At 63.4% G+C, this 24,647-nt stretch carries 22 protein-coding genes; 12 read left to right on the top strand and 10 right to left on the bottom strand.

Annotated features, from left to right (window positions below; all coding sequences use genetic code 11):
- Nucleotides 1-189: 189 nt before the first annotated feature.
- From cysZ to fhuF, 6 genes are all read left to right on the top strand, one after another.
- Nucleotides 190-918: a sulfate transporter CysZ gene (gene cysZ / locus OP494_RS06080; protein ID WP_280539826.1), complete on the top strand. Its 729-nt coding sequence runs from the start codon at nt 190-192 to the stop codon at nt 916-918.
- 28 nt (nt 919-946) lie between these two features.
- On the top strand, nt 947-1,873 hold the full coding sequence (locus tag OP494_RS06075; protein WP_280539825.1) for a ZIP family metal transporter: 927 nt from the start codon (nt 947-949) through the stop codon (nt 1,871-1,873).
- Between the two features lie 131 nt (nt 1,874-2,004).
- Complete coding sequence (locus OP494_RS06070; protein WP_280539824.1) at nt 2,005-2,616, top strand: superoxide dismutase; 612 nt, start codon at nt 2,005-2,007, stop codon at nt 2,614-2,616.
- 18 nt (nt 2,617-2,634) lie between these two features.
- A complete protein-coding gene (locus OP494_RS06065; protein WP_280539822.1) occupies nt 2,635-3,654 on the top strand; it encodes an AraC family transcriptional regulator in 1,020 nt (339 codons plus the stop codon).
- 226 nt (nt 3,655-3,880) lie between these two features.
- Nucleotides 3,881-5,932: a TonB-dependent siderophore receptor gene (locus tag OP494_RS06060; RefSeq protein ID WP_280539967.1), complete on the top strand. Its 2,052-nt coding sequence runs from the start codon at nt 3,881-3,883 to the stop codon at nt 5,930-5,932.
- A 94-nt stretch (nt 5,933-6,026) separates the two neighbouring features.
- Nucleotides 6,027-6,785, top strand: coding sequence for a siderophore-iron reductase FhuF (gene fhuF / locus OP494_RS06055; RefSeq protein ID WP_280539821.1), 759 nt, complete (start codon nt 6,027-6,029; stop codon nt 6,783-6,785).
- 30 nt (nt 6,786-6,815) lie between these two features.
- Here fhuF and phoR read toward each other — a convergent pair whose 3' ends face one another.
- The 4 genes from phoR to OP494_RS06035 all read right to left on the bottom strand — a co-directional run bounded on the left by phoR (nt 6,816) and on the right by OP494_RS06035 (nt 10,488).
- Nucleotides 6,816-8,141: a phosphate regulon sensor histidine kinase PhoR gene (gene phoR / locus OP494_RS06050; RefSeq protein WP_280539820.1), complete on the bottom strand. Its 1,326-nt coding sequence runs from the start codon at nt 8,139-8,141 to the stop codon at nt 6,816-6,818.
- 5 nt (nt 8,142-8,146) lie between these two features.
- A complete protein-coding gene (gene phoB, locus OP494_RS06045) occupies nt 8,147-8,836 on the bottom strand; it encodes a phosphate regulon transcriptional regulator PhoB (RefSeq protein ID WP_280539819.1) in 690 nt (229 codons plus the stop codon).
- Nucleotides 8,837-8,960: 124 nt separating this feature from the next.
- Nucleotides 8,961-9,854 carry a 4-hydroxybenzoate octaprenyltransferase gene (gene ubiA, locus OP494_RS06040; RefSeq protein WP_280539817.1) on the bottom strand — a complete coding sequence of 298 codons (894 nt, stop codon included), beginning with the start codon at nt 9,852-9,854 and terminating at the stop codon, nt 8,961-8,963.
- Between the two features lie 85 nt (nt 9,855-9,939).
- The gene (locus OP494_RS06035; protein ID WP_280539816.1) at nt 9,940-10,488 is read right to left on the bottom strand and encodes a chorismate lyase; all 549 of its coding nucleotides are present in this window, start codon (nt 10,486-10,488) and stop codon (nt 9,940-9,942) included.
- A gap of 134 nt (nt 10,489-10,622) precedes the next feature.
- Here OP494_RS06035 and OP494_RS06030 point away from each other — a divergent pair, with 134 nt between their 5' ends.
- The 5 genes from OP494_RS06030 to OP494_RS06010 all read left to right on the top strand — a co-directional run bounded on the left by OP494_RS06030 (nt 10,623) and on the right by OP494_RS06010 (nt 15,530).
- The gene (locus OP494_RS06030) at nt 10,623-11,792 is read left to right on the top strand and encodes an FAD-dependent oxidoreductase (RefSeq protein WP_280539815.1); all 1,170 of its coding nucleotides are present in this window, start codon (nt 10,623-10,625) and stop codon (nt 11,790-11,792) included.
- A 150-nt stretch (nt 11,793-11,942) separates the two neighbouring features.
- Entirely contained in the window at nt 11,943-12,215 is a 273-nt protein-coding gene (locus OP494_RS06025; RefSeq protein WP_040240342.1) for an HU family DNA-binding protein, read from the top strand.
- Between the two features lie 91 nt (nt 12,216-12,306).
- On the top strand, nt 12,307-12,666 hold the full coding sequence (locus OP494_RS06020; protein WP_246894880.1) for a hypothetical protein: 360 nt from the start codon (nt 12,307-12,309) through the stop codon (nt 12,664-12,666).
- Nucleotides 12,667-12,775: 109 nt separating this feature from the next.
- Nucleotides 12,776-14,962, top strand: a complete 2,187-nt coding sequence (yccS, locus tag OP494_RS06015) for a YccS family putative transporter (RefSeq protein ID WP_280539813.1) — start codon at nt 12,776-12,778, stop codon at nt 14,960-14,962.
- A gap of 91 nt (nt 14,963-15,053) precedes the next feature.
- Nucleotides 15,054-15,530 carry an XRE family transcriptional regulator gene (locus OP494_RS06010; RefSeq protein ID WP_280539812.1) on the top strand — a complete coding sequence of 159 codons (477 nt, stop codon included), beginning with the start codon at nt 15,054-15,056 and terminating at the stop codon, nt 15,528-15,530.
- Between the two features lie 31 nt (nt 15,531-15,561).
- Here OP494_RS06010 and recG read toward each other — a convergent pair whose 3' ends face one another.
- Nucleotides 15,562-17,643, bottom strand: coding sequence for an ATP-dependent DNA helicase RecG (gene recG / locus OP494_RS06005; RefSeq protein ID WP_280539966.1), 2,082 nt, complete (start codon nt 17,641-17,643; stop codon nt 15,562-15,564).
- 8 nt (nt 17,644-17,651) lie between these two features.
- Nucleotides 17,652-18,572, bottom strand: coding sequence for a hydrogen peroxide-inducible genes activator (locus OP494_RS06000; RefSeq protein ID WP_280539811.1), 921 nt, complete (start codon nt 18,570-18,572; stop codon nt 17,652-17,654).
- A 117-nt stretch (nt 18,573-18,689) separates the two neighbouring features.
- Between OP494_RS06000 and OP494_RS05995 the strand changes: the two genes are divergently transcribed.
- Complete coding sequence (locus OP494_RS05995) at nt 18,690-19,562, top strand: SDR family oxidoreductase (RefSeq protein ID WP_280539810.1); 873 nt, start codon at nt 18,690-18,692, stop codon at nt 19,560-19,562.
- Between the two features lie 2 nt (nt 19,563-19,564).
- On the opposite strand, the gene OP494_RS05990 is transcribed toward OP494_RS05995, so the two are convergent.
- From OP494_RS05990 to OP494_RS05975, 4 genes are all read right to left on the bottom strand, one after another.
- Nucleotides 19,565-19,951: a 2'-5' RNA ligase family protein gene (locus OP494_RS05990; protein ID WP_280539808.1), complete on the bottom strand. Its 387-nt coding sequence runs from the start codon at nt 19,949-19,951 to the stop codon at nt 19,565-19,567.
- 20 nt (nt 19,952-19,971) lie between these two features.
- Nucleotides 19,972-20,124 (bottom strand): hypothetical protein, encoded by a 153-nt coding sequence (locus tag OP494_RS05985; RefSeq protein ID WP_280539807.1) that lies wholly within the window; start codon nt 20,122-20,124, stop codon nt 19,972-19,974.
- Between the two features lie 42 nt (nt 20,125-20,166).
- A complete protein-coding gene (locus OP494_RS05980) occupies nt 20,167-23,352 on the bottom strand; it encodes a multidrug efflux RND transporter permease subunit (protein ID WP_280539806.1) in 3,186 nt (1,061 codons plus the stop codon).
- An 81-nt stretch (nt 23,353-23,433) separates the two neighbouring features.
- Nucleotides 23,434-24,615, bottom strand: a complete 1,182-nt coding sequence (locus OP494_RS05975; RefSeq protein WP_280539805.1) for an efflux RND transporter periplasmic adaptor subunit — start codon at nt 24,613-24,615, stop codon at nt 23,434-23,436.
- Between the last annotated feature and the right edge of the window lie 32 nt (nt 24,616-24,647).

Here is a 24,647-nt window from a genome sequence, read left to right as displayed (position 1 = left end):
CGCTTGGCCGCTATTCGCCGGGTTGCGCCGAAAGGCCGAGCGGGTCATGCGTTTTACTGAGCACGAAGTCTGAGAGAGCCTCATACTAGTATTAAATTTCTCATCAACCGCGGGAGATGGCGCTGGGGCCGCCGCATGGCATGCTGTTATGCAGGGGCCGCGCTTTCGTCTATCAAGGAATAAACCTCGATGTTGCATGCGTTTACCGCCATCGGTCAGGGCACACGGCTGGTTTTGTCGCCGGGGATGCGCCGCTTCGTCATTGCGCCAGTGACGATCAACCTGCTGATCTACGCCGCCACGCTAGGCTATTTGTTCACGCATTTCGGTGGCTGGCTCGACTACTGGATGCTCAAGGTGCCGTCCTGGCTCGAGTGGCTGGAGTGGTTGATCTGGCCGCTACTGGTGGTGAGCCTGCTGCTGGTAGTGTTCTTTTCCTTCACGCTGGTGACCAACCTGATCGCCGCGCCGTTTTATGGTTTTCTCGCCGAAAAGGTGGAATGGCGTCTGAGCGGGGCGCCGCCCAACGATACGCGGGGACTTTTCCGCGCGGGAGTCGACGCGTTGGGCCGGGAATTCGTCAAGCTGGGGTACATGCTGCCGCGCATGGCGCTGTTGTTCGTGCTCGGCTTCGTGCCCGGCGTGAACGTATTCATGCCATTCTTGTGGGCCGCCTTTTCGGCATGGATGTTGGCGATTCAATACCTGGATTATCCGATGGATAACAACCAGGTGAGCTTTGGCGACATGCGGCGACGTTTGCGGACGCGTTGGTGGCCAACGCTGACCTTCGGGTTCGGCATGTCGCTGGCGACGTGGATACCGGTGCTCAATCTGGTGTTGTTGCCGGGCGGCGTGGCGGGTGCGGTGATACTCTGGCAGCAATATTATCGTCACCTACCGGCTGTGACACGCTGAACGCTCTCGACGACGCAGGAGACCCCGCATGCAAGATACGCAAGCGCCCTCGCAAGCGCCTTCCGTGGCGCCCGGTGGCTTTATTCGACGCCGCTGGGCGCTGGGCATCTTACTCGCGGCCGCCGTGGGCGCGTTCCTGGTGTGGTGGCTGGGCGCCCAGATGCGCGATTGGCTGGGCACGTTGAGCACGCTTCAGGCGGGCATGCTGGCGAGTCTGGTAGCCGGGCTCTTCACGCCACTGGGGGCGTTGCCGATCATGGTGCTGCGCCACATCAGCCAGCGTCTCGAGGATGCCTTGATGGGCTTCGGCGCCGGCGTGATGTTGGCCGCCACGGCCTATTCCCTGGCCATGCCGGCCTACGAGGACTCGCTGGCGCTCACCGGCACCATCGGCTGGGCCCTGATGATCGTCTGCGGGGGGATCGTGTGTGGCGGCATTCTGGTCTGGGGTATGGACCGCTTCGTGCCCCATGAGCATTTCGCGCTCGGCAAGCAGGGCGGCGCGGATGCCTTGCAGATCCGGCGTATCTGGTTGTTCATCTTCGCCATCACCATCCATAACTTTCCCGAAGGGCTGGCGGTTGGCGTGGGCTACGCGCGTGGCGACATGGCCGCTGGGGTGGCGTTGACGCTGGGCATCGGTCTCCAGAATCTGCCCGAGGGGCTAATCGTCTCCCTGGGGCTGCTGGCGATCGGCTATTCGCGTCTCACTGCCTTGGGTGCGGCGTTATTGAGCGGTTTGGTGGAGCCTATCGGCGGGGTCATCGGGGCCTTTGCAGTGCATGTCGTCGACGCCTTGCTACCTTTTGGCCTGGCCTTTGCCGCTGGCGCGATGTTGTTCGTGATCAGCCACGAGATCATTCCCGAGTCGCATCGCAAGGGACACGAACGCGATGCGACCTTTGGAGTGCTGGGAGGATTCATGCTGATGTTCGTGCTCGACAAGGTGTTCTGACCCCCTCGTCTAAGCCGCTAAGTAATTGACAAACCTGCAATGAAAACTATTATTGTTAGGTACAACGTGCCGTTGGTGCCATGTTGCACCAAGGCTCGACATTCGACGATAGATTGACAAGGAGGTATGTCGTGGCGCATCAACTACCGACGTTACCCTATGCTTATGATGCCTTGGAACCGCATATCGATGCGCTCACCATGGAGATCCATCACAGCCGTCACCATCAGACCTACGTCAATAATCTGAACGCCGCTCTGGAAGGCACGGATCTCGAATCGCTGCCGGTCGAAACCCTGATGGGCGAAATCGAGCGCGTTCCGGAAGCCAAGCGTCAGGCAGTGATCAACAACGGTGGCGGGCACGCCAACCATTCGCTGTTCTGGACGGTCATGTCGGCACAGGGTGGCGGCAAGGCCAAGGGCGATTTGGCCTCAGCTATCGACAGTGAGTTGGGCGGTGACGAAGCGTTCCGTGAAGCCTTCACGCAAGCTGCCGTCAAGCGCTTCGGCAGTGGCTGGGCTTGGCTGTCCGTCACGCCTGCCGGGCGTCTGGTCGTGGAAAACACGCTCAACCAGGATAGCCCGCTGATGCACGGCAATACGCCGATTCTGGGGCTGGACGTGTGGGAACACGCCTATTACCTCAAGTATCAGAACAAGCGTCCCGAGTACATCAAGGCCTTCTTCGAGGTCGTCGATTGGGACGAAGTGGCGCGTCGTTACGCCGAAGCCACTGCGTAAGCCTATCGGGAGTATGTCATGGGCCCGGCGACAGGCATGACGAACGATGTCTCAGTGCCGGCCCCGTGCCTGACCATGGCAGATTTCGGCGCTTTCGAGCGCCGTTATCGTTTGTATCACCGCTTTCCCTCCTTGAACCGCAACGACGCCGCGTCCACCCCGGTGGCCGAGGGTTGGGTCGACGAATGTCGCCCTGCCATGGGTGTCAGCCTCGTCGGTTCGCGCCTCACGATTCACCATACCTACGAAACGCACGCCTTGGCCGACGCGCCAGCGCATGTGTCGATCATCGTCATGCTCGAGGGCAGCGCGGAACTGTCGCACGGTGGGCAGCATTTCGCTCTGGCACCGCGTGAAGCGCTAATGCTCACGCACGCCGGTCATCAGACGTTGAGTGCGCGTCATGCCGGCGGGCAGCGCCTGCGTGCGATCAATCTCACCTTGTTGGATGCCGCACGTACGTCACACACGCGCTTGGCTACGCCGCTGGCCGAATTGCTCGACAACGCCACCAGTGAGGCATGGCGTTTGTCCTTGCCCGAAGGCGTCTGGCTGTCGCTCGAGGAGTGGCTGAATGCGCCACCGGAGGAGGCACAGCATGCCTTGCTCGGCGAGGGGCTGGCGCTGCAATTGATGGCCCACGGCCTGGCGGCCCGAGGAACGCCTCACCGTCAGGAGCGTCGCTTGGGAATGCGTGACCGCCACCATCTGGCGCGTGTGCGTGAATCCCTGCACGAACATCCCGAGGCGTCGCATAGCATCGAAGCCTTGGCGCAACTGGCCTGCATGAGCCCCAGCGCATTGCGTGACAAGTTTCGCCAGGCATATGGCCAGTCGGTCTTCGAATGCTTGCGTCAACGTCGCCTCGAAATGGCCCACGAGTTGCTCCGGGAAGGCTATAGCGTGCAGTACGTCGCGACACGGGTGGGATACCGGCATGCCAGCAACTTTGCCACCGCCTTCAAGCAGCGCTACGGTCTATCGCCGCGTGCGTTGCACCAGCGTCTACCCCTGCCTGGTGCCGTGAATACCCCGTGATGATGAAAGAAGTTCCTCCGCGAAATCGCTTGCAGCGTCGCGCATAGGTTTTTCGGCATTGACCATAAGCAGAACGACTCTTAAAAGTTAATAATTCTCACTCTCCATAAGAAACGGGTCGACCGCGACCCTAGGACGAGAGCGAGGAAGCGTTTTCATGAGTCGCACATTGCATCCCCACTGGTTTTCCTGCGCGTGCCTGGCAGGCGTACTGTTCATGCCCACGATGACGTGGGCTCAATCCGAAAGCGATGACGGCGATGCTGTGGATCTGTCCACGGTGACCGTGTCGGGCGAGGCCGCCACCAAGACCCAGACGCCGATCATCGAAACGCCGCAGTCCGTCTCGCGAGTCGACCGCGACGAGATGGATGAGCGAGACACTCGCACGCTCAGGGACGCCGTGCAGTATACGCCGGGGGTCTACACCAATCAGGTCGGTGCCTCCAATCGCTACGATTACCTGGTCATGCGTGGCTTCTCTGATGGGAGCCTCAGCAACACCTATCTCGATGGCCTGAAGGTGATGGGTGACACCAATGGCTACAGCTCGATGGTGATCGATCCGTATTTCCTGGAGAGCGTCGAGGTCGTCAAGGGGCCGGCCTCGGTACTTTACGGGCGCTCGTCTCCCGGTGGCCTGGTGGCGCTGACCAGCAAGCAGCCGCAATTCGAGACACACCGGCAACTGCGCTTTGGCGTGGGCAATAACAGTCAGCGCAGCGCGGCGTTCGATGTCACGGGGCCGCTGGATGATGAGCGGCGTGCCGCCTATCGCGTGGTGGGTCTGGCAAGTGGCGCGGACACCCAGTTCGACTCGGTCGAGGAAGAGCGCTACGCCATCGCACCCTCGGTGACCTGGGATGTTACCGACGACACGACACTGTCGTTCATGGCCTATCTGCAAAAGGATCCGGAAGGCGGCTATCACTCCGGCGTGCCTTACGAGGGGGCGGTGGAAAGCCACAATGGCCGCAAGATCAGCAATAACTTCTTCGACGGTGAAGACGATTACGACAAGTTCGAACGGACCCAGCGGATGTTCGGTTACAGCCTCGAGCACCGTTTCAATGATGCCTGGACCGCGCGCCAGAAGGTGCGCTATCTGAACTCGGATACCACCTTGAACCAGGTCTACGGCTACGGATGGACATCGCCCGATTCCAACGAGTTGGTTCGCTACTACTCAGGGGGGCGAGAGTCGCTCGAAGCCTGGACGGTAGATAACCAGCTCGAGGGCGAATTCTCCAGCGGCTTTATCGATCATACCCTGCTGGTGGGCGTCGATTACCAGGATCGCCAGAACGATGTGGTCTGGACCTCGGGAGCCTTTCCGTCTCTCAACGCCTTCGATCCGCAATATGGTGCCGACCCGGTAGGCGATATCGCCAAGACCAACGATGAACGCCATGAATTGACGCAGACGGGGGTCTATCTGCAAGACCAGATGGCATTCCATCGCTGGCGCCTGACGTTGGGCGGTCGCTACGACTGGGTCGACATCAAAAACACCGATTCTCTAAACGACAGCGAGAGCAAGCTAGACGATACCCAGTTCAGTGGCCGGGCCGGCGTGCTCTATCTATTCGACAATGGTGTCGCGCCCTACGTCAGCTATAACACGGCCTTCACACCGACCAGCTTCGTCGATGCCGAAGGCGATCTGCTCGAGCCGATGGAAGGCGAGCAGTGGGAAACCGGCCTCAAGTACCAACCGCCGGGCACCCAAGATCGCTATAGCCTCTCGCTTTTCCGCATCACCCAGGAAAACGTCGCTACCAAGGAACAGCCCACCGATCCTTACCGTTCCATCGGCGAGATCGAGTCGCAAGGCCTGGAGCTGGAAGCCCGCACGCAATTGACCGAGGGGCTGCGTTTGCAGGCCGCCTACAGCTACACCGACATCACCTACACCAAGAGTGCAGTGGATAGCGAGGAAGGTAGCCACGCCATCTACGCCCCGCGTCACCAGGCGAGTCTATGGAGCCACTATGCCTTCCAGGGCGATACGCTCGCAGGGTTGGATGCCGGTCTCGGGGTGCGCTATTACGCCGATATCCAAGCGGATCGCGCCAATACCGAGCAAGTTCCCGACTACACGCTGGTCGACGCCATGCTGGGTTATGACCTGAGCCAGATGGGTATGCCGGGCATGCAGGTACGCCTCAATGTGGGCAACGTGCTCGACAAGGAATACGTGGCGTCATGCAACTCGCTTGAATATTGCTACTTCGGGGCGGAGCGGAATGTGCGCGCGAGCCTGACCTACGACTTCTAGACACGATTGAATCGCGAGTGGTTTTCATTTACGCTTTTTGGCGTGGGTATCTGGCCCACGCCTTCCACTTGGCCTCGCCACAGGAAAGCTTTCGATGTCAGTGCTGCTTGATCGGTTTTATGCCGGTCCCTTGAAAGGGATGGAGCGCAAGCTACTTACCTGGGATCAGGCCCCCGTGACGACCTGGGCGGCGCGAGATGTATTCTCCGAGCCTGGGATGACGCAGATCCTCAAGCGTTATGGCGCCGAGCATCAGCATGGCGATTCTCGCGCCGTGATATCGCTGTGGTCGAAATATTTCCTGGCGCTCACTACCTATCTGGGGGCGGCGCATAATTTGCTGGCGGAGCGACAATTACCGCTCGAACTGTCGCGTCTGGGGTTGGTACTCGGCGAGGATATGCTCGTCGAGGCGCTGGTTGTCGAAGACACCGGCACACCGCTCGCCGCGCCCCAGGCCGAGGCGCGCTTTTTGCCCTTGATACGTGACACCTGGGGGCCGGCGATTGATTGCATGGCGGAGCACACCGGCATCGCGCCCCGCGCACTATGGGGCAATCTCGGCCACTACTATGACTACCTCATCTCCCAGCTCTACACCTTGCCCGGTGCCCAGGCGCGCGCCGATACGGGCGGGCGTCTGATGACCCAGCGTGAATTGGCCGATGGCAAGCGCAACCCGCTGTTTCGCCCCATTCGCTATCGTGAAAGCAGCGAAGGCGACATCGAACGCACGCGGCGTGTCTGCTGCATTCGCTATCTGCTCCCCGGACTCGGCTACTGCGGCAACTGTCCATTGGCATGTCGCGAGAAAACCGAAACCCAACCGCCGCGGCGCGTCGTCAACGGCTGATCTGTCGCGCGGATATTCTTCTAGTAGTGTTCAGTCGCCGCCCACGGCACGCTTTTCTTCGAGAGTGGGAGCGGCGCGTACGCGCGTGGCGGGAAAGACACAGCGGAAAAGCGCGCCCTGGCCGGGGTGGCTGTCGATGTCGAGATGCGCGTCGTGGCGCAGCAACACATGCTTGACGATGGCCAGACCCAGCCCGGTGCCGCCGTTGGCGGCGCTGCGCCCCTTGTCGACGCGATAGAAGCGTTCGGTAAGACGCGGCAGATGCACCGGGTCGATGCCATCGCCATCGTCCTCGACCTCCACCGCAGCACCCTCCTTCCACGCCTTCCAGCGTAGCGTGACGGTGCTCCCCGGCGGTGTGTAACGCACGGCGTTGAAGACTAGATTGGACACGGCGCTGCGTATCTCGCCTTCGTCACCCAGAAGGCAATGATCGGTATGGATATCCAGGGCTATCTCATGGCTGCCCGCGCAGAGATTGGCGGCGTCGTCGCGAATGTTTTCAAGCAGCGTGGCCATGTCCAGCGGTGCCGGGTCGTCGCGGGTCTGATCGGTTTCCAGCTTCGACAGCAGCAGCAGGTCCTCGACCAGGTTCTGCATGCGCTGGGTTTGTTCCTGCATCTGGCCGAGGCCACGCTGCCAGCGCGACGGCAATTGGTCGGCCTGATCGAGATAGGTTTCTAGATAACCGGTCAACACGGTGAGCGGGGTACGCAGTTCGTGGGAGACGTTGGCGACGAAATCGCGCCGCATTTCTTCCAGACGATGCAGTCGCGAGATATCGCGCGCCATGACCAGGCGCTCGTTGTCGCCGAACAGCGTGACCTGGTATTGCAGCGTCACGTCATCGCGTATCGGCGAGGCCAAGGTCAGCGGTTCGCGGTAATCGCGGGCGTTGAAATAGGCCACGAAGCGGGGGTCACGCAGGAAGTTGGTGATGTGCTGGCCGCGATCATGGGGCATTTGAAAGCCGAGCATCTGGGCCGCGGCGCTGTTCCACCATTCCAGGTCGCCGTGACGGTCGAGCATGACCACGGCATCGCGCATCGCCTCGCAGGAGTCCTGTACGCGGCGGATGATATCGCGCAGGCGGGCCTGCGATTGACGCTGGGTCTTCTGATACTTGTAGAGGCGGTCGAACAGATCTCCCCAGACCCCGGCACCGACCGGTGGCGTGTCATGCGGATGCTGGGTCAGCCAGACATACAGGGCGCGCAAATGGCGCAGATGCAGGTAGACATAGAGGCCCAGGCCGGCGGCGAGCCCCCAGCCGGGTTCGCCGAAGAGCCAGCCGAGGACACCGAGACCGATGACGAGGTACGCCAGACGCCACAGTTCATTGGTCCAATAGTACACGTGCGCTACTCCTTGGTGGAGAAGCGATAACCGGTGCCGCGTACCGTCTGAATGAGGTGTTGGTGGTCATCGCCGAGCACCTTGCGCAGGCGGCGAATATGCACGTCGACGGTGCGCTCCTCGACATAGACATTGCCACCCCAGACCTGGTCGAGCAACTGGCTACGGGTGTAGGCGCGCTCCTGGTGCGTCATGAAGAACTGCAGGAGCCGATACTCGGTGGGGCCCACGTCCAGCGCCTCGCCATTGGCGCTGACTCGGTGGCTGACGGGGTCGAGACGCAAGCCGTCGATTTCCACCGTCTCCTCGACCCCGGTGGGCGTGGCGCGTCGCAGCACGGCCTTGAGGCGTGCCACCAGCTCCCGCGGCGAGAACGGCTTGGTGATGTAGTCATCGGCGCCGGCTTCTAGCCCCTGGATCTTGTTGTCTTCCTCGCTCTTGGCGGTGAGCAGGATGATCGGCAGCTCGGCGGTGGCGGTATCGCGCTTGAGACGCCGCGCCAGTTCGATGCCGCTGGTGCCGGGCATCATCCAGTCCAGCAGCAATAGATCGGGCTGGTCGTCGACCACCATGGCGTGCGCCGTCTGGGCGTTGTCGGCTTCCAGCACGTGGTAGTCGGCCATTTCCAGCGCCACCGCGATCATTTCGCGGATGGACGCCTCGTCATCGACGATGAGCACGGTCTTGGCGGTCATGGGCGTGGGCCTCTTGCGGATCGCGATGAAGCGAATCACTCATGAATGACATCAGCATGACGATTACAACGCGCTAATGTGACAGCTTCGTGACAATCGCGCTCTTTACCTATAGCTCATAGCGTCACATAGGCCATAACGACAGGGCGATGCCCGCGAAGACTACCAGCCCGGCCCAATGATTGTTGAGGAAGGCGCGGAAGCAAGGATCGCGCTCGCGATGACGAATCAAATAGTGCTGGTAGACGAAGATCGCCACCATGGCGGCCAGCCCCAGCCAGAAGAAGCCGCCAAGCGCCAGACGCAGGCCGACCCAGGCGAGCAGCACGACGGTCAGAGCCTGCAACAACCCGATGATCAGTCGGTCGGCGCGGCCGAACAGTACCGCTGTGGACTTGATGCCCACCTTGAGGTCGTCGTCGCGGTCGACGATGGCGTATTCGGTGTCGTAGGCCACCGTCCAGGCGATGTTGGCGGCCAGCAGCAACCACGCCTCGAGCGGTACCTGGCGCTGAATGGCCATGAACGCCATGGGAATACCCCACGAGAAAGCCGCGCCCAGCACTACCTGCGGGAAATGCGTATAGCGCTTCATGAACGGATAGGTGGCCGCCAACGCCAGTGCCGCGAATGACAACAGCACGGTGGGCAGGTTGGTCAGGCAGACCAGGCCGAAGGCAATCACCACCAGTACCGCGAAGGTGGCCTTGGCTTCCTTCTCGGAGATGCGCCCGGTGGCCAATGGCCGGTCACGCGTACGCTTGACGTGGCCATCGAAATGGCGGTCGGCGTAGTCGTTGACCACGCAACCGGCGGCACGCATCACGTACACGCCGATAACGAAGATCAGCAGCGTGCCGCGCTCGGGCACGCCCTCGGCCGCCAGCCACAGGGCCCACAGTGTCGGCCACATCAGAAGCCAGGTGCCGATGGGGCGGTCCAGGCGCGTCAGGCGCAGGAAATCCGGCACGCGGGCCAAGCCGGTGGGGCGCGCGGCGTCGGATGAATCGGCGGACATCGGGATCTCCTGTAAACAACGTGCCTGTGAAAAAGCAACGTGGGTGTGAAAAGGCAACGTGCCTATGGAAAAGTGAGCGGTCAGCTTAGCGCGATGATAACGCGAGGTCAGCGTCCATGGTGTCGAGAAAGAATTCCTGGACGAGAATCGATGTATGCCCCAGGCGCAGGACCGAGCGCCGTCCCCAGGGCGCGGCGCGACCATGTACTGTCACGAGCGTGGGAGCCGGCGACCGAATGATCTCGATAGGGCCGCGTTCGAGACCGGGCTGGCGAAACAGCCAGCTACCCAGCGAACGTGTTCCCAGCGACTGCAGTCGCGCGCCGTGAAGCGACGCTAGCGGGGCCACCGAACGTGCCGCGACCCACGGTGTTTCGCCCAGCATCAGCATGACCTCGCGTCGCCAGATACGGGCTCGGGGGTCGAGCCCCAGCGCCCGGGCCTCGTCGAGCCGGGGGCGGCTGATTCCTTGAGCGAGCAGCCGTACTCCGAAGGACTGTGTGCTGGCGGCGCGCAGGCGTGCGGTCAGTGAGTCGCGCGAGGCTAGCCAGCGCCACCAAGCGGGGCGCATGCGGGGACGCTGGGCGGCGGCCGGCAGCCAGTGTGGGCCAGCGCTGAAACGGTCGTGTGTCATGCGTAAAATCAGGCTCAAAGTATATGAGTGTATCATGCGTGTACGATGCGCTATGGCGGCGTCCGCGCTTGCGAGGCTTGAGCTGTCGTATCGCCGCGTCGTCACTTTTCTGTCATGCGTAGCACGAGGCGCCAATGAGCGACCCTTTGATCATCGTCGGCAGCGGCATGGCCGGTCTGGGACTGGCCCGGCAGGTACGTGCTCGCGATGCACGGCGCACCATTACTCTGATCACTGCCGATAGCGGCTCTGACTATTCGAAACCGCTTTTGTCTACGGGCTTCGCCAAGGGAATGCCGCCTGAGCGTTTGGCGATGCGCTCCCCCATCGACGTGGCCGATGCGCTGCAGATGACCATGCGTACGCACACGCGGGTCGACACCATCGACCCGCGAACGCAGACGCTGGCCATCGGCGCGGAACGTCTGCCCTACGGCGATCTGGTCTTGGCCACCGGGGCAGCGCCCAGTGCGCCCTTCACGGTGGCGGACGAGGTGCGCGATCGCGTCTTCACCATTAACGATCTCGATGACTATCGGCGTTTTCATGACGTCTTATCGCACCATGGCGGCGTCGCGCGCGTCGCGCGCGTCGCGATCGTCGGTGCCGGACTGGTGGGCTGCGAGTTCGCCGACGACCTGCTTGCCGGGGGCCACCGCGTGGCACTCGTCGCCCCTGAGCAAACGCCTTTGGCGCGGCTTCTTCCGCCGCCACTGGGCCAGGTACTGGGGGCTGCGCTGAGCAAGTCGGGCGCCGACCTGCGCCTGGGACGTAGCCTCGCGCAGCTCCAGCGTGACGATGAGGCGCTCTCGCTGGTGCTCGACGATGGCGAGGCGTTGCCCGCCGATCTGGTGTTGATCGCCACCGGCCTCTCGCCGCGTACCGCGCTGGCCGAGACCGCTGGGCTCGCTGTTTCCGAGGAGGGTATCCAGACGGATCGTTACCTGGCGACCGCGCAGCCCGGTATCCATGCATTGGGCGACTGTGCCTGTGTGGCGGGACTCAACGCCATGTACGTGCAACCGCTTCAGGCCAGTGCCAAGGCGCTGGCGGCGACCCTGACCGGGACGCCGACGCCGGTCGCTTACGGCGCCTGGCCAGTGCTGGTCAAGACCCCGTCTTGCCCGGTGGTGGCCCTACCGCCGCGCCAAGCACCGGTACGCTGGCGAATCGAGGGCGAAGGCGACGATCTCAGCGCGCTCGCCGAGGATGAAAATGGCTATTTGCAGGGGTTTGCATTGACAGGGGCTTGCGTACGTCGGAAAGTCGAGCTGGCGCGGGTCGCCCCGCCGTTGCTACCCTAGCTTAGGTCGTCATGCCGGAGGGTATCGGTCTGACGCATTAGGTGGGTAGTGTTAGCGCTGCGCCGAGGGCGTGGCGCTCGTTTCGCTCATTGAAAAACAACAAGCGATATCAAAGAGATGTCGCATTCGTTGCCAAACCAGGAGGGCTTTATGCGCAAGCCAGAACTCGCCGCGGCGATCGCCGATCGTGCCGATCTTTCCAAGGACAAGGCCAGTCAGGTCCTTAATGTCATTCTCGATGAAATCACAGGTACCGTCTCCAAGGGCCAGGACGTCTCGCTGATCGGGTTCGGTGCCTTCACCGTCCGCGAGCGTGCCGCGCGTACCGGCAAGAATCCGCAGACGGGCAAGCCGCTGACCATTCCGGCGAGCAAGACCGTGGCGTTCAAGCCCGGCAAGGCGCTCAAGGACGCCGTGAAGTGAGTGATGGCACGGGGTGTTCGGGCCATCTATCCACCGACGCTCCGTGCAATTTCTTCTCCTTTCCCTTCTTTTTCTATGTGGCGAGGCGCGCATGAAACTGCGTCTGATGCTGTGGCTGTTGGGTGTCATGCTCAAGCGTGCTCGACGTCGCAATCCGCGTTTTCAGCAGAAGCTCTCGGACATGCAACGCTTCGACTGGGGCGTCGCCACCGAGGATCTCAGCCTCGCGCGCCATTACCGTATGCGCCCCGAGGCCATCGAAGACGCGCCGGGCTTACCCATCGATCTTGATCTGGAATTGCGCTTTCGCGATGCCCATGCCGGGGTGGCGTTTCTCAAGCGCCCCACAGCGCGTGCGTTCTTCGACGGTTTGCAAAGTGGTCGTCTGCGTCTGGTCGGCGATTCGCGCGACCTGGAGCGGCTACAGGGATTGCTCAAGCACCTGCGCTAGCATCCGCCACACGACGGAAGTCGCCCTGGCTCGGTCGGTTTCGTTATACTAACGTCGTAGTGTCGTGCATGGCACGACTTTCTGGCTTGTTACCGTCCGACCGAGAGATATGCTGCCGACGTCGTTGACCCAACCGCTCAGACGCCTCTGGACCCTGGAGTCCTTCGCCTACAGCTTGCGTGTGTTCATCGCGCTGGCCGGCGTCATGGCGCTGTGCTGGTATCTCGACGACATGGGCAAGCTGATCCCGCTGTTCCTGGGCATCATCGCCAGTGCCCTGGCGGAGACCGACGATACCTGGCAGGGGCGCCTGCAGGCGTTGTTGGTGACCTTGGTGTGTTTCGCCGTCGCCGCGGTGTCGGTGGAGCTGACGTTTGCGCATCCCGTGATCTTCGCGGTGGGCCTTGGGGTGTCGAGTTTCGGCATGACCATGCTCGGTGCCGTGGGACAGCGCTACGCGACCATCGCCACCGCGACCCTGATTCTCGCCATCTACACCATGATCAGCCTCGAGCAGCACGGCGGTGTGGCACTGGGCGAGCTGTGGCGCGAGCCGTTGCTGCTGGTCTCGGGCGCGGCCTGGTACGGGGCGATCTCGGTGGTGTGGTGCGCCTTGTTTTCGCGTCATCCGCTCAAGTTGAGCCTGGCGCACGTCTTTCGCGAGCTGGGCGTTTACTTGCGCCTCAAGTCGGCGCTTTTCGAGCCGCTGAGAGGGATGGATATCGAGCAGCAGCGTCTGGCGCTGGCCCAGCAGAATGGCCGCGTGGTGGCGGCGCTCAACCAGAGCAAGGAGATGATCTTCCGGCGCCTCGAAGGCCAGCGGGGCGGGCGTAAGCTCAATCGCTACCTGCGCCTCTACTTCATCGCACAGGATATCCATGAGCGGGCGAGTTCCTCGCACTATCCGTATGGCGCGCTGGCCGAGGCATTCTTCCATCACGACATCCTCTTTCGCGCCCAGCGCCTGCTCGATCAGCAAGGGCGTGCCTGCAAGGCCTTGGGTCGTGCGTTGCTTCTCGACCGGCCCTTTGATCACGGTCCCAGCGCCCAGGCACTGGAAGATTTCAACGCATCCCTGAACAACCTGCATGCCCAAGGGCGCGACGAATGGCGCGACCTGCTGCGCTCGCTGTCGGCGCTGGCCGATAACCTCGCCACGCTGGAGGACAAGCTGGCCGGTGCCGACAATCCCGATGCGCGGGCCGATCACGAGGACAGCAGTCTGTTCGACCGCTCGCCCCGCGGGTTGCGCGACGTCGCCGAACGTCTCCAGGCGCATGTCAGCCTGGCATCACCGGTGTTTCGCCATGCGCTACGCTTGAGCGTGACGCTGGTGGTGGGCTATGGCTTGCTGCACTGGATTCATCCCACCCAGGGGTACTGGATCCTGCTCACCAGCGTGTTCGTGTGCCGACCCAACTTCGGGGCCACGCGGCGTTTTCTGCGTCAACGTATTCAGGGCACGGTGCTGGGGTTGGTCGCCGGTTGGGCGCTGATCACGTTGTTTCCCACCGAGCCTATCCAGGCGTTGATCGCGGTGGCCGCCGGGGTCGCCTTCTTCGCCACCCGTGCGCATCACTACACGCTGGCGACGGCCGCCATCACGTTGATGGTGCTGTGCTGCTTCAATCAAGTCGGTGATGGCTTCGGGCTGATTTGGCCGCGTCTGTTCGATACTCTGCTGGGCGCCGCCATCGCGGGTCTGGCAGTGCTGGTGATCCTGCCCGATTGGCAAGGGCGTGGGCTGCACCGCCAGGCGGCGTCGACGCTCGAAGCCAGTGCCGCCTATCTGCGCGCGATCCTCGACCAGTACGCGCGTGGTAAGCGCGATGATCTTGCCTATCGGTTGGCACGGCGCAATGCTCATAACGCTGACGCGGCGCTTTCCACGACGCTGGGTAATGTGCTGCTGGAGCCGGGACACTTTCGCAAGGACGCCGATGTCGGGCTGCGTTTTCTGGTGCATTCACACACTCTGTTGAGCTATCTCTCGGCATTGGGGGCCCATCGCGGGGCAGCCGGCGCCGCGGGTGACGACAACACCGCGGTGACGGCGGCGGCCGATGATGTGGCCGAGACGCTGGCGCGCGTAGCACGCCAGCTCGCTGCGGGCGAAACGGTCGAATCGCACCAGGACACCCTGATGCGTCATGCCGGCTTGCTCGAGGCGTCCGCCGCCGAAGAAAGATGTGATGAACGCCGCTTGCTGCAGAGCCAGCTAGCATTGATCAGTCGCCAACTCGTCGCGCTGAGCGAGGCGGCCGGGCGTTTGTCGACCCAGGCCTCGCGTGAATGACGGCGTCACGGGTAAGTCACTGCTATCTGGGGATAATCGACGTCACGCAGCGTAACCGATAGTGTTGTTCGATCTTCAAAAAAGCAACGCGATGGTTACGTCGCTTGGGGGCGAGACGTCTTACTGTGCAGGCATGGAAGACGCCAAGACCCAATTTGCCCAACGCCTGCGCGAGGCCATGCAACAGGCCGGCTATGCACCCAAGCCTGCCGTGCTGGAGCGCGAGTTCAATCTGCGCAATCCGGGGCGCCCAGTGACGCTGCACGGTGTACGCCGATGGCTGCGCGGCGAAACGTTGCCCACTCAAGAAAAGCTCGTGGTCCTCGCCGATTGGCTGAAAGTGCCGCCGGCAGCCTTGCGCTTCGGTGCACCGGTACAGCACCGCGTCCACGAGAGCGATCATCTGTGGGAAGCGCTGAGTTATCGCGAGCGAGAGACCCTGGAAGCCTTTGCCGGCTTGCCGCCGAGCCAGCGTGCCATTGCCCGCGAGGTCATCATGGCGCTCGCCAAGGCGGGCAAGTGGGAACGCCAGGCCGGTCAGGCCGAGGATGACCCCGTGTCGTCATGATGATCGAGGCACTCATGTTGCCTGCCTGGGGTCATACCTGCCCGTAATGCCCGGCGTCTTCGCCCAGCCAACGGCGGATCAAGGGCGTGGCGGCTTCCGGCGCCTCGTCGAGCAGTGCGCGCGCCAGGGGACTGATGGTGTCGAGCAGGTCACGATCGCGCTCCAGGTCGGCGATCTTCATCTGCGCTAAGCCCGTCTGGCGAGTGCCGAGTACCTCGCCGGGGCCGCGCAGCTCCAGATCCTTCTCGGCGATACGAAAGCCATCGCTGGTATCGCGCATCACGCCCAGGCGTTCCCGCGAGTGCTGCGATAGCGGCGGATGATACAGCAGCACGCAGAAACTCTCGGTGGCGCCGCGTCCCACGCGGCCACGTAGCTGATGCAACTGCGAGAGTCCCAAACGCTCGGGGTTCTCGATGATCATCAAGCTGGCGTTGGGCACGTCGACGCCGACCTCGATCACCGTGGTGGCGATGAGAAGGTCCAACTCGCCCGCCTTGAATGCCTCCATTACCTCGGCTTTTTCCGCCGCTTTCATGCGCCCGTGCACCAGGCCGATGGCCAGGTCGGGCAGCGCCTCGCCGAGGTGTTCATGGGTCGCCTCGGCGGCTTGGCAGGTCAAGGCTTCGGATTCCTCGATGAGCGTACACACCCAGTAAGCCTGATGGCCCTCGGCGCAGGCGCGGCGAATGCGCTCGACCACCTCGGGACGACGCTCGTCGGGGACTGCCACCGTTTTGACCGGCGTGCGCCCGGGCGGCAGTTCGTCGATCATCGACAGATCGAGATCGGCGTAGGCGCTCATCGCCAGCGTGCGCGGAATCGGCGTGGCGGTCATGATCAACTGGTGCGGCGTGAGGCCGCCGGCTTCGCCCTTCTGGCGCAGCGCCAGGCGCTGGTGAACGCCGAAGCGGTGTTGTTCGTCGATGATCGCCAGGCCCAGGCGGTGAAAGTGCACGTCGTCCTGAAACAGCGCGTGCGTGCCCACCGCGACCTGGATACGGCCATCGCCGATGGCCGCCTTGGTGTCCAGACGCGCCTTGCCTTTGAGCTTGCCCGACAGCCAGCCGACCTCGATGCCCAGCGGCGCGAACCAATCGCGGAAGTTGCGATAATGCTGTTCGGCGAGGATTTCGGTAGGCGCCATGATGGCCGCCTGACAGTCACCGGCGATGGCCGCCAGTGCCGCCATGGCGGCGACCACGGTCTTGCCCGAGCCGACGTCGCCCTGGACCAGGCGCAGCATGGGGGTGGCGCGTTCCAGATCGTGACCGATTTCGTCGAGGACGCGGCGCTGCGCGCCGGTCAGCGAGAACGGCAACTGGGTCAGGAAACGCGCCTGCAGGCTACGCCCGCCGCCCAACGCGGGCGCGCTGTCGGTCTGGATGCGCAGACGCACCTGCCGCAGGCTGAGTTGATGGGCGAGCAGTTCTTCCAGCGCCAGGCGCCGCTGGGCCGGATGGCGCCCTTCGGCGAGACGTTCCACCGGCGCCTCGGGGGGTGGCTCGTGCAGGTAGCGCAGCGATTCGAGCAGCCCCGGCAGGCGAAAGCGCTGGCGCAGGGCATCGGGAATCCAGTCCGGCAAGGCGTCGGGCGCGGCGTCGAGTTGCTTGAGTGCCTGCTGGATCAGGCCGCGCAGGCGTGGTTGGGTCAAGCCCTCGGTGGTGGGATAGATCGGTGTCAGGTGTTCTTCGACCGGCGCGTCTTCCTGCTGAAGGAGGCGATACTCGGGATGATAGATCTCGAGGCCCGTAGCGCCGGCGCGAGCCTCGCCGAAGGCACGCACGCGCAGGCCACGAGTGAATTGCTGTTGCTGCGCGGGCGAGAAGTGGAAGAAGCGCAGGCTGAGGATGCCCGAACCATCCTTGAGGCGCACCAGCAGGCTGCGCCGCCGTCCCTTGACGATATCGGCGGCAGCAATCTCTCCCTCGACCACGGCTTCGGTACCGGCGCGCAGCGTGCCGATAGGCGTGATGCGCGTACGATCCTGATAGCGCAACGGCAGATGAAAGAGCATATCGGCAATGCTGGCGATGCCCAGCCGGGCGAGCTTGGCGGCCAGCGCCTCGCCCACGCCGGTGAGCTCGCTGACCGGTGCATCCATAGCCTTTATGTCAGTGCTCATGCCGCCTGAATACGCTGCTGTTGGCACATTTCGATGGCCTTGGTCAGGGCATCGATGGCTTTGGGCCTGGGGAAGCTGGCACGCCAGGCGATGGCCACTGTACGGCTGGGCACGCTATTGGCGAAGGGCCGGCTTTCGAGCAGTCCCGATTCATAATGGCCGGTGCCGATGGCCGACTTGGGTAGCACCGTGATGCCCAGCCCCGAGGCCACCATGTGGCGAATGGTTTCCAGCGAACCGCCCTCGGCGATCAGGGTGTTGCCGGGATTGTTGAGTTGATTGTTGATGGCGGGGCAAGCTTCGAGAATCTGGTCACGAAAGCAGTGCCCCTCGCCCAACAGCAGCAGCTTTTCCTGGAGCAATTCTTCCTTGGCGATAGCGGTCTTGCGTGTCCATGGGTGGCCGGCGGGTAACAGCACTTCGAAAGGTTCTTCGTAAATCGCCTTGGTCAGCACATCTGGCTCGGTGAACGGCAGGGCGACGATCACGGCGTCCAGTTCACCGCTGCGCAGTTTGCGGCGTAGATCCCCCGTCAGGCCTTCTTCGATGTACAGTGGCATCTGCGGGGCATGATGCGACAGTTCGGGGATCAGGTGCGGAAACAGGTAAGGTCCGATGGTGTAGATCGCCCCGATGCGCAGTGGGCTCGCCAGTTGATCCTTGCCTTCGGTGGCCATTTCCTTGATGAGGCCGGCTTGTTCCAGCACCCGATGCGCCTGAGCGACGATCTTCTCGCCCAGTGGTGTGACCTGTACGGTGGATTTGGAACGCTCGAACAAGGCGATGCCCAGTTCGTCTTCCAGCTTCTTGACGGCCACCGAGAGAGTGGGCTGGGAGACGTAGCAACGCTCGGCAGCGCGCCCGAAGTGGTGCTCTTGAGCCAAGGTTACGATATAACGGAGTTCTGTTAGAGTCATGATCTGGGCCTTTTCGGGCCTCCTAGGCTACGCGATGGATTCACTAAGGTATTCGATGCAAGGGACTTTTTGCCAAAGACTTTTTATCAAGGACTTTTACCAAGAGGCTAGGGAAAGGTGAAGAAAACGACTCTGATTATTGGTTGCGGCGACATTGGTATCCAGCTAGGTAAGCGGTTGATCGACGCCGGCCAGCGGGTGATCGGCGTGCGCCGCCAGGTCGCGCCGCTCGCGGAAACCGGCATCGAGGCCCTGGCACTGGACATCACGGATCCCGCCGCGCTGGCTCGCTTGCCCGACGCGGATACCGTCGTCTATATCCTAAGCGCTGCGCGCTTCGACGAAAACGCCTATGCCGAAGCATATCCCAAGGGCATCAAGGCCGTGCTCGGCGAACTCGAGGCGCGTGCCACGCCGCCCAAGCGCGTGTTTTTCGTCTCATCGACCAGCGTCTATGCCCAGCAAGCGGGCGAAGTGGTCGATGAAACCTCCGAGACCGCGCCCACCGGGTTCTCGGGGCTACTGATGCGCGAGGCCGAACAGGCGCTGCTCGATCACCCTATGCCGGGTACCGTGGTGCGCTTTTCGGGGATCTACGGCCCGGGGCGCGATCGCCTGATCCGCCAGGTCAAGGAAGGGCGCGTCGCGGCGGCGAACCCGCCGATGTATTCCAACCGTATCCATCGCGACGATTGCGCGGGCGTGCTGGCGCATTTGATCGCCTTGAGCCTCGACGACAAGCCGCTAGAGGCGCTCTATCTGGCGAGTGACTGCGAGCCGACACCCTTGCACGAAGTGATGACGTGGATGGCGGGCAAGCTCAAGGTCGAGCTCACCGAGACCATTCAATCACCGTTGCGGCGGCGTGCCAGCAAGCGCTGTGACAACTCACGCGTGCGCGATAGCGGGTATCGCTTTCAGTATCCCTCCTTCCGCGAGGGCTACGCCGAGGTGATAAAGGCCCAGCGGCAGGCGCCCGAATCCGCCTGAATCTACTCGTTGGCCGGCGTCGCGGGGCACTCGGCCAGCACCCGATAGACGGGCCGCGTGCCGTCGAGAATCGACTCGACTAGCGTCAGCCGCGTCAACGGCCAAGTCCATTCGGGCGCTTTAAGCGTTGCGGGCGGCGCCTTCTCGGCATCGCGCAGTAGCGTGATGTGAGGCCGGTAGTCTTGCGAGGCCGGCAGCGGCCGGCCGCTGGCTTGCAAGGCCTCGCCAAGATGCGCGTGCCACAGGCGCAGCGTGGGCGTCGGCGGTCCGCCGAGCCATGCCAGGCGCGGTTTTTGGAAATAGCCGTAGCGGTCGAGCGTCCACTCGCCTGCGGGCACCGTCAGGCGCTCGGTCAAGGCCTGCAAGGCCGCAATCTCTGCCGTGGGCACATTCCCTAGAAATCCCAGCGTTAGGTGCAGGTTGTCGATAACCGGCGTACGCCCCCGCAATGGCGTTGGAGGCGCGACGCCAGTGACGCCAGGCGCTCGCGCAGGGCGTCGTCGGGCCAGGCGGCGAAGAAGAGTCGATGGCCCGACATCATGCGCTGGCGGGGCTGTCGCATAGTCGTGCGCGATGCCGCGACTGCAGTCTAGTGGCGGCGTCTTTAGCCATGATGATCTCCCATATTGGCGTCGGTTTCTCCCTCCAGCGTAGACACATGATCGCGCTTTAGCGGGCCGGCCAGCTTGCGCAGCGCGACGTAGAACACCGGTGTCAGCAACAACCCGAACAGGGTCACGCCGAGCATCCCGGCGAACACCGCGATGCCCAGGGCCTGGCGCACCTCGGCGCCGGCCCCGTGGCCCAGCGCCAGCGGTATCACCGCGGCGGTGAAGGTGATCGAGGTCATGATGATCGGGCGCAGTCGCAGCCGGCAAGCCTCCAGCGCCGCTTCCACCACGCTGCGACCCTGGAACTCGAGTTCGCGGGCGAATTCGACGATCAGGATGGCGTTCTTGCAGGCCAGCCCGATCAGCACCACCAGCCCCACTTGGACGAAGACGTTGGTATCGCCGCCGGAAATCCTGACGCCGACCAGCGCCGACAGCAGGCACATCGGCACGATCAGGATCACCGCCAGCGGCAGGGTCCAGCTCTCGTAGAGTGCGGCCAGCACCAGGAACACCAGCAGCACCGCCAGCGGGAACACCACCAGCGCGGCATTGCCCTGGGTGAACTGCTGATAACTCAGATCGGTCCATTCGAAGTCGATGCCATCCGGCAGTACCCGCTCGCCGATATCGGACAGAACGCTCATCGCCTGGGGCGAGGAGAGCACCCTCGGATCGGCCTCGCCGGCCAGGTCCGCCGCCGGGTAGCCGTTGAAACGCAGCACCGGGTCGGGACCGAAGCTCTGATGGATATCGATCATCGAGCCGATCGGCACCATCTCGCCTTGGGCGTTGCGGGTGCGCAGCCGGGCGATATCCTCGACGCTGTCGCGGTAGGGGGCGTCGGCCTGGGCGATCACCTGCCAGGTGCGGCCGAACGTATTGAAATCGTTGACGTAAGTGGAGCCCAGATAGGTCTGCAGGGTATCGAACAGGTCGCTCACCGCGACGCCCTGAGTCTTGGCCTTGAGTCGATCCACCTCGGCATCGAGCTGGGGCACATTGGCCTGGTAGCTGGTGATCGGATAGCTCATCCCCGGCGTCTGCACCACCGCGCCCTGGAAGGCGGTCACCGCTTCCTGCAGCGGGCCGTAGCCGAGTCCGCCGCGATCCTCTATGAACAGCTGATAGCCCGAACCGTTGCCGAGACCCAGGATCGGCGGCGGCATGAACGAGAACGCGATGCCGTCCTTGAGGCCACTGATCTTGCCGGCGATCTCGGCGTTGATCTCCGCCGCAGTGCGGGTGCGCTGATCGAAGGGCTTCAGGGTCAGAAACGCCAGCCCGGTGTTGGCGGTGTTGGTGAACTGCAGCGCGTTGAGGCCGGGGAACGAGATGGCGTGTTCGACGCCGTCGGTCTCCATGGTGATATCCACTACCTGGCGCAGCAGGTCATCGGTACGATCCAGCGAGGCGCCCTCCGGCAGCTTCACACCAGCGATCAGGTACATCTTGTCCTGGACCGGGATGAACCCCGGTGGCACGATCTTGAACAGGTAACCGGTAGTGCCGAGCAGGACCAGGTAGACCACGAACACCGCGCCGCGGCGGCGCAGGCTGCCCGAGACCACGCCTTGGTAGCGATTGGAGCCGGCGTTGAAGAAGCGGTTGAACGGCCGGAATAGCCAGCCGAACAGGAAGTCGATCACCCGGGTCAGACGATCCTTGGGCGCACCGTGGGGCCTGAGCAGCATCGCGGCCAGCGCCGGCGACAGCGTCAGCGAGTTGACGGTGGAGATTACCGTGGAGATGGCGATGGTCACCGCGAACTGGCGGTAGAACTGGCCGGTCACCCCGGAGAGGAACGCCATCGGCACGAACACCGCGCACAGCACCAGGCCGATGGCGACGATCGGCCCGGACACCTCGCGCATCGCCTGGTGGGCGGCGGCGCGTGGCGCCAGCCCCTGGCCGATGTTGCGCTCCACATTCTCCACCACCACGATGGCGTCGTCGACGACGATGCCGATCGCGAGCACCAGCCCGAACAGCGTCAGGGTATTGATCGAATACCCCAGCAGCAACAGCACCGAGAACGTGCCCACCACCGAGACCGGCACCGCCAGCAGCGGAATCAGCGACGCGCGCCAGGTCTGCAGGAACAGCGTCACCACCAGCACCACCAGCAGTATCGCTTCCAGCAGCGTCTGAATCACCGAGCGGATCGAGTCGCTGACGAACAGCGTGGTGTCGTAGACGGTGCGATACTCCACCCCTGGCGGGAACTGGGTGGCCAGCTCGTCCATGGTCCGGATCACCTGGTCGCGGATCTGCAGGGCATTGGCGCCGGGCGACTGGAAGATGCCGATCGCCACCGCATCCTTGCCGTCGAGGCTGGCGCGCAGGGTGTAATCGCCCGCGCCCATCTCGAGCCGAGCGACATCGCGAAGCCGCAGGACTTCGCCATCCTCGCCGACGTTGAGCACGATGTTGCCGAACTCCTGCTCGGTGGACAGGCGGCCCTTGGCGTTGATCAGGGTGAGGAAATCGCTTTCCGGCATCGGCTCGGCGCCGATCTGTCCAGCGGAGACCTGGACGTTCTGTTCACGCATGGCGCCGACCACATCGCTGGCGGTGAGACCGTGCGAGGCAATGCGGTCGGGGTCCAGCCAGGCGCGCATGGCGTAATCGCCACCGCCGAACAGCTGTGCCTCGCCGACACCAGAAATCTTCGCCAGCTGGTCGCGCACGTGCAGACGCGCGTAGTTGCGCAGGTAGAGGGTGTCGTAGCTGTCATCCGGCGAGACCAGGTGCACCACCATCAGGAAGGTGGGGGACTGCTTCTGGGTGGTCACGCCCTGTCGCCGCACCGCTTCCGGCAACCGCGCCAGCGCCTGGCTGACCCGGTTCTGGACGCGCACGGTGGCCTGTTCGGGATCCGTCCCGGGCTGGAAGGTAATGGTCATCTGCAAGACGCCATCGGAGCCGGCCACGGACTTGTAGTACATCATGTCCTCGACGCCGGTGATCGCCTCTTCCAGCGGCGTGGCCACGGTCTCCGCGATCTCCTTGGGGTTGGCACCCGGGTAGGTGGTGCGCACCAGCACCGAGGGCGGCACCACCTCCGGATACTCCCCGATCGGCAGATTGGGGATGGAGATCACCCCCACCGCGAAGATGACGATCGAGAGCACTGCGGCGAAGATCGGCCGGTCCACGAAAAAGCGGGAGAAGTTCATGACAGAGGCTCCTGAGCGGCGGGGACGATGCCCGCCGCGTCTTGTCATTCGGGGAGGGAGGAGAAAGGCCTTTAGGCAGCGCTAGGATCGCGTGGCGACGTCATTGCCTACAGCCGGCTCGCGCATGGCGATCGGGTTGGGCGTGACCGGCATGCCGGGGGCGAACACCTTCTGGGTACCGTTGACGATCACGCGCTCACCGGCCTTCAGCCCGGCGCGGATCACCACCAGCTCTCCCACCTCGCGGCCAAGCTCCACCTGACGGGGCGTCACCGTGTCGTCGTCGCCGACCACGTAGACGAAGCGCCGGTCCTGATTGGCGAGCACCGCCTTGCGATTCACCAGCATCGCCTCGCTGAGGTTGGCGACGGGCATCTCCACCCGCGCGAACTGGCCGGGCCGAAATGCGCCATCCGGGTTGGGCAGAACCGCGCGATAGCGCAGCGTGCCGGTGTCGGCGTTGATCTGGTTGTCGACGAAATCCAGCTGGCCCTGGTGGGGGAAGCCTGTCTCGCCGGTCATGCCGATGTTCAGCGTCAGCGGCTCGTCCCGGGCCAGCAGTTTCTGCGCTCCCTGCGCGTCGGCTTCGTTGCTGTCGAAGTAGACGTACAAAGGATCCACCGAGACCAGCGTGGTCAGCACCGACGCATCGGCGCTGGCGAGATTGCCCTTGGTGACCATGGCTCGCCCGGTGCGCCCCGTCACCGGTGCGGTGACCCGGGTGTACTGCAGTTCCAGTTCGGCGCTGGTCAGCGTGGCCTCGGCTTCCGCTTCCTGCGCCTGGGCGTTGAGTGCGGCCGCCTTGCGCTGGTCGTACTGCTCTCGGGAAATGGCCTGTCGGCCGATCAGGGTGTTGGCCCGACCGGCTTCTACCTCGGCGAGTTGACGCTGGCTGCGTGCCTGCGCCAGCGATGCCTTGGCGGCCTGGACGCGAGCCTCGTAGGGGCGGGGATCGATACGGAACAGCAGGTTGCCGGCCTCGACCAGCTCTCCTTCCTCGAAGGCCACTTCGTCGATATAGCCGCTCACCCGTGGCCGGACCTGCACGGTCTGCGGCGCCGCCACGCGGCCGGTAAAGGTCTCGCGCAGGGTGACCGGTTCCACCAGCACCGCTGCCACGTCGACTTTCGGAGGCGGCGGTGCGCTGACGGCATCCGCCTCGCCATGGGCATCGCAGCCGACCAGCAGCGCGATGACGAGCATCATGCCCAAATCGCGACACAGGGACATCTTCGACACGCGCTTCTCGACGAGCTTCTTCATTTTCTGACTCCGCGTTGACGGTTCCCGGCCGG

The organism is Chromohalobacter sp. 11-W (assembly GCF_029889905.1).
In the GTDB taxonomy this organism is placed as follows: domain Bacteria; phylum Pseudomonadota; class Gammaproteobacteria; order Pseudomonadales; family Halomonadaceae; genus Chromohalobacter.
Note: the sequence above shows the minus strand (reverse complement) of the source record. Positions and strands in the feature narration are given on the sequence as shown.

Excerpts from the sequence above, each read along its gene's own strand:
- cysZ (WP_280539826.1), top strand. The coding sequence starts at position 190 with ATGTTGCATGCGTTTACCGCCATCGGTCAGGGCACACGGCTGGTTTTG.
- OP494_RS06075 (WP_280539825.1), top strand. The coding sequence starts at position 947 with ATGCAAGATACGCAAGCGCCCTCGCAAGCGCCTTCCGTGGCGCCCGGT.
- OP494_RS06065 (WP_280539822.1), top strand. The coding sequence starts at position 2,635 with ATGGGCCCGGCGACAGGCATGACGAACGATGTCTCAGTGCCGGCCCCG.
- OP494_RS06060 (WP_280539967.1), top strand. The coding sequence starts at position 3,881 with ATGACGTGGGCTCAATCCGAAAGCGATGACGGCGATGCTGTGGATCTG.
- fhuF (WP_280539821.1), top strand. The coding sequence starts at position 6,027 with ATGTCAGTGCTGCTTGATCGGTTTTATGCCGGTCCCTTGAAAGGGATG.
- phoB (WP_280539819.1), bottom strand. The coding sequence starts at position 8,836 with ATGACCGCCAAGACCGTGCTCATCGTCGATGACGAGGCGTCCATCCGC.
- ubiA (WP_280539817.1), bottom strand. The coding sequence starts at position 9,854 with ATGTCCGCCGATTCATCCGACGCCGCGCGCCCCACCGGCTTGGCCCGC.
- OP494_RS06035 (WP_280539816.1), bottom strand. The coding sequence starts at position 10,488 with ATGACACACGACCGTTTCAGCGCTGGCCCACACTGGCTGCCGGCCGCC.
- OP494_RS06030 (WP_280539815.1), top strand. The coding sequence starts at position 10,623 with ATGAGCGACCCTTTGATCATCGTCGGCAGCGGCATGGCCGGTCTGGGA.
- OP494_RS06025 (WP_040240342.1), top strand. The coding sequence starts at position 11,943 with ATGCGCAAGCCAGAACTCGCCGCGGCGATCGCCGATCGTGCCGATCTT.
- OP494_RS06020 (WP_246894880.1), top strand. The coding sequence starts at position 12,307 with ATGAAACTGCGTCTGATGCTGTGGCTGTTGGGTGTCATGCTCAAGCGT.
- yccS (WP_280539813.1), top strand. The coding sequence starts at position 12,776 with ATGCTGCCGACGTCGTTGACCCAACCGCTCAGACGCCTCTGGACCCTG.
- OP494_RS06010 (WP_280539812.1), top strand. The coding sequence starts at position 15,054 with ATGGTTACGTCGCTTGGGGGCGAGACGTCTTACTGTGCAGGCATGGAA.
- OP494_RS06000 (WP_280539811.1), bottom strand. The coding sequence starts at position 18,572 with ATGACTCTAACAGAACTCCGTTATATCGTAACCTTGGCTCAAGAGCAC.
- OP494_RS05985 (WP_280539807.1), bottom strand. The coding sequence starts at position 20,124 with ATGCGACAGCCCCGCCAGCGCATGATGTCGGGCCATCGACTCTTCTTC.
- OP494_RS05980 (WP_280539806.1), bottom strand. The coding sequence starts at position 23,352 with ATGAACTTCTCCCGCTTTTTCGTGGACCGGCCGATCTTCGCCGCAGTG.
- OP494_RS05975 (WP_280539805.1), bottom strand. The coding sequence starts at position 24,615 with ATGAAGAAGCTCGTCGAGAAGCGCGTGTCGAAGATGTCCCTGTGTCGC.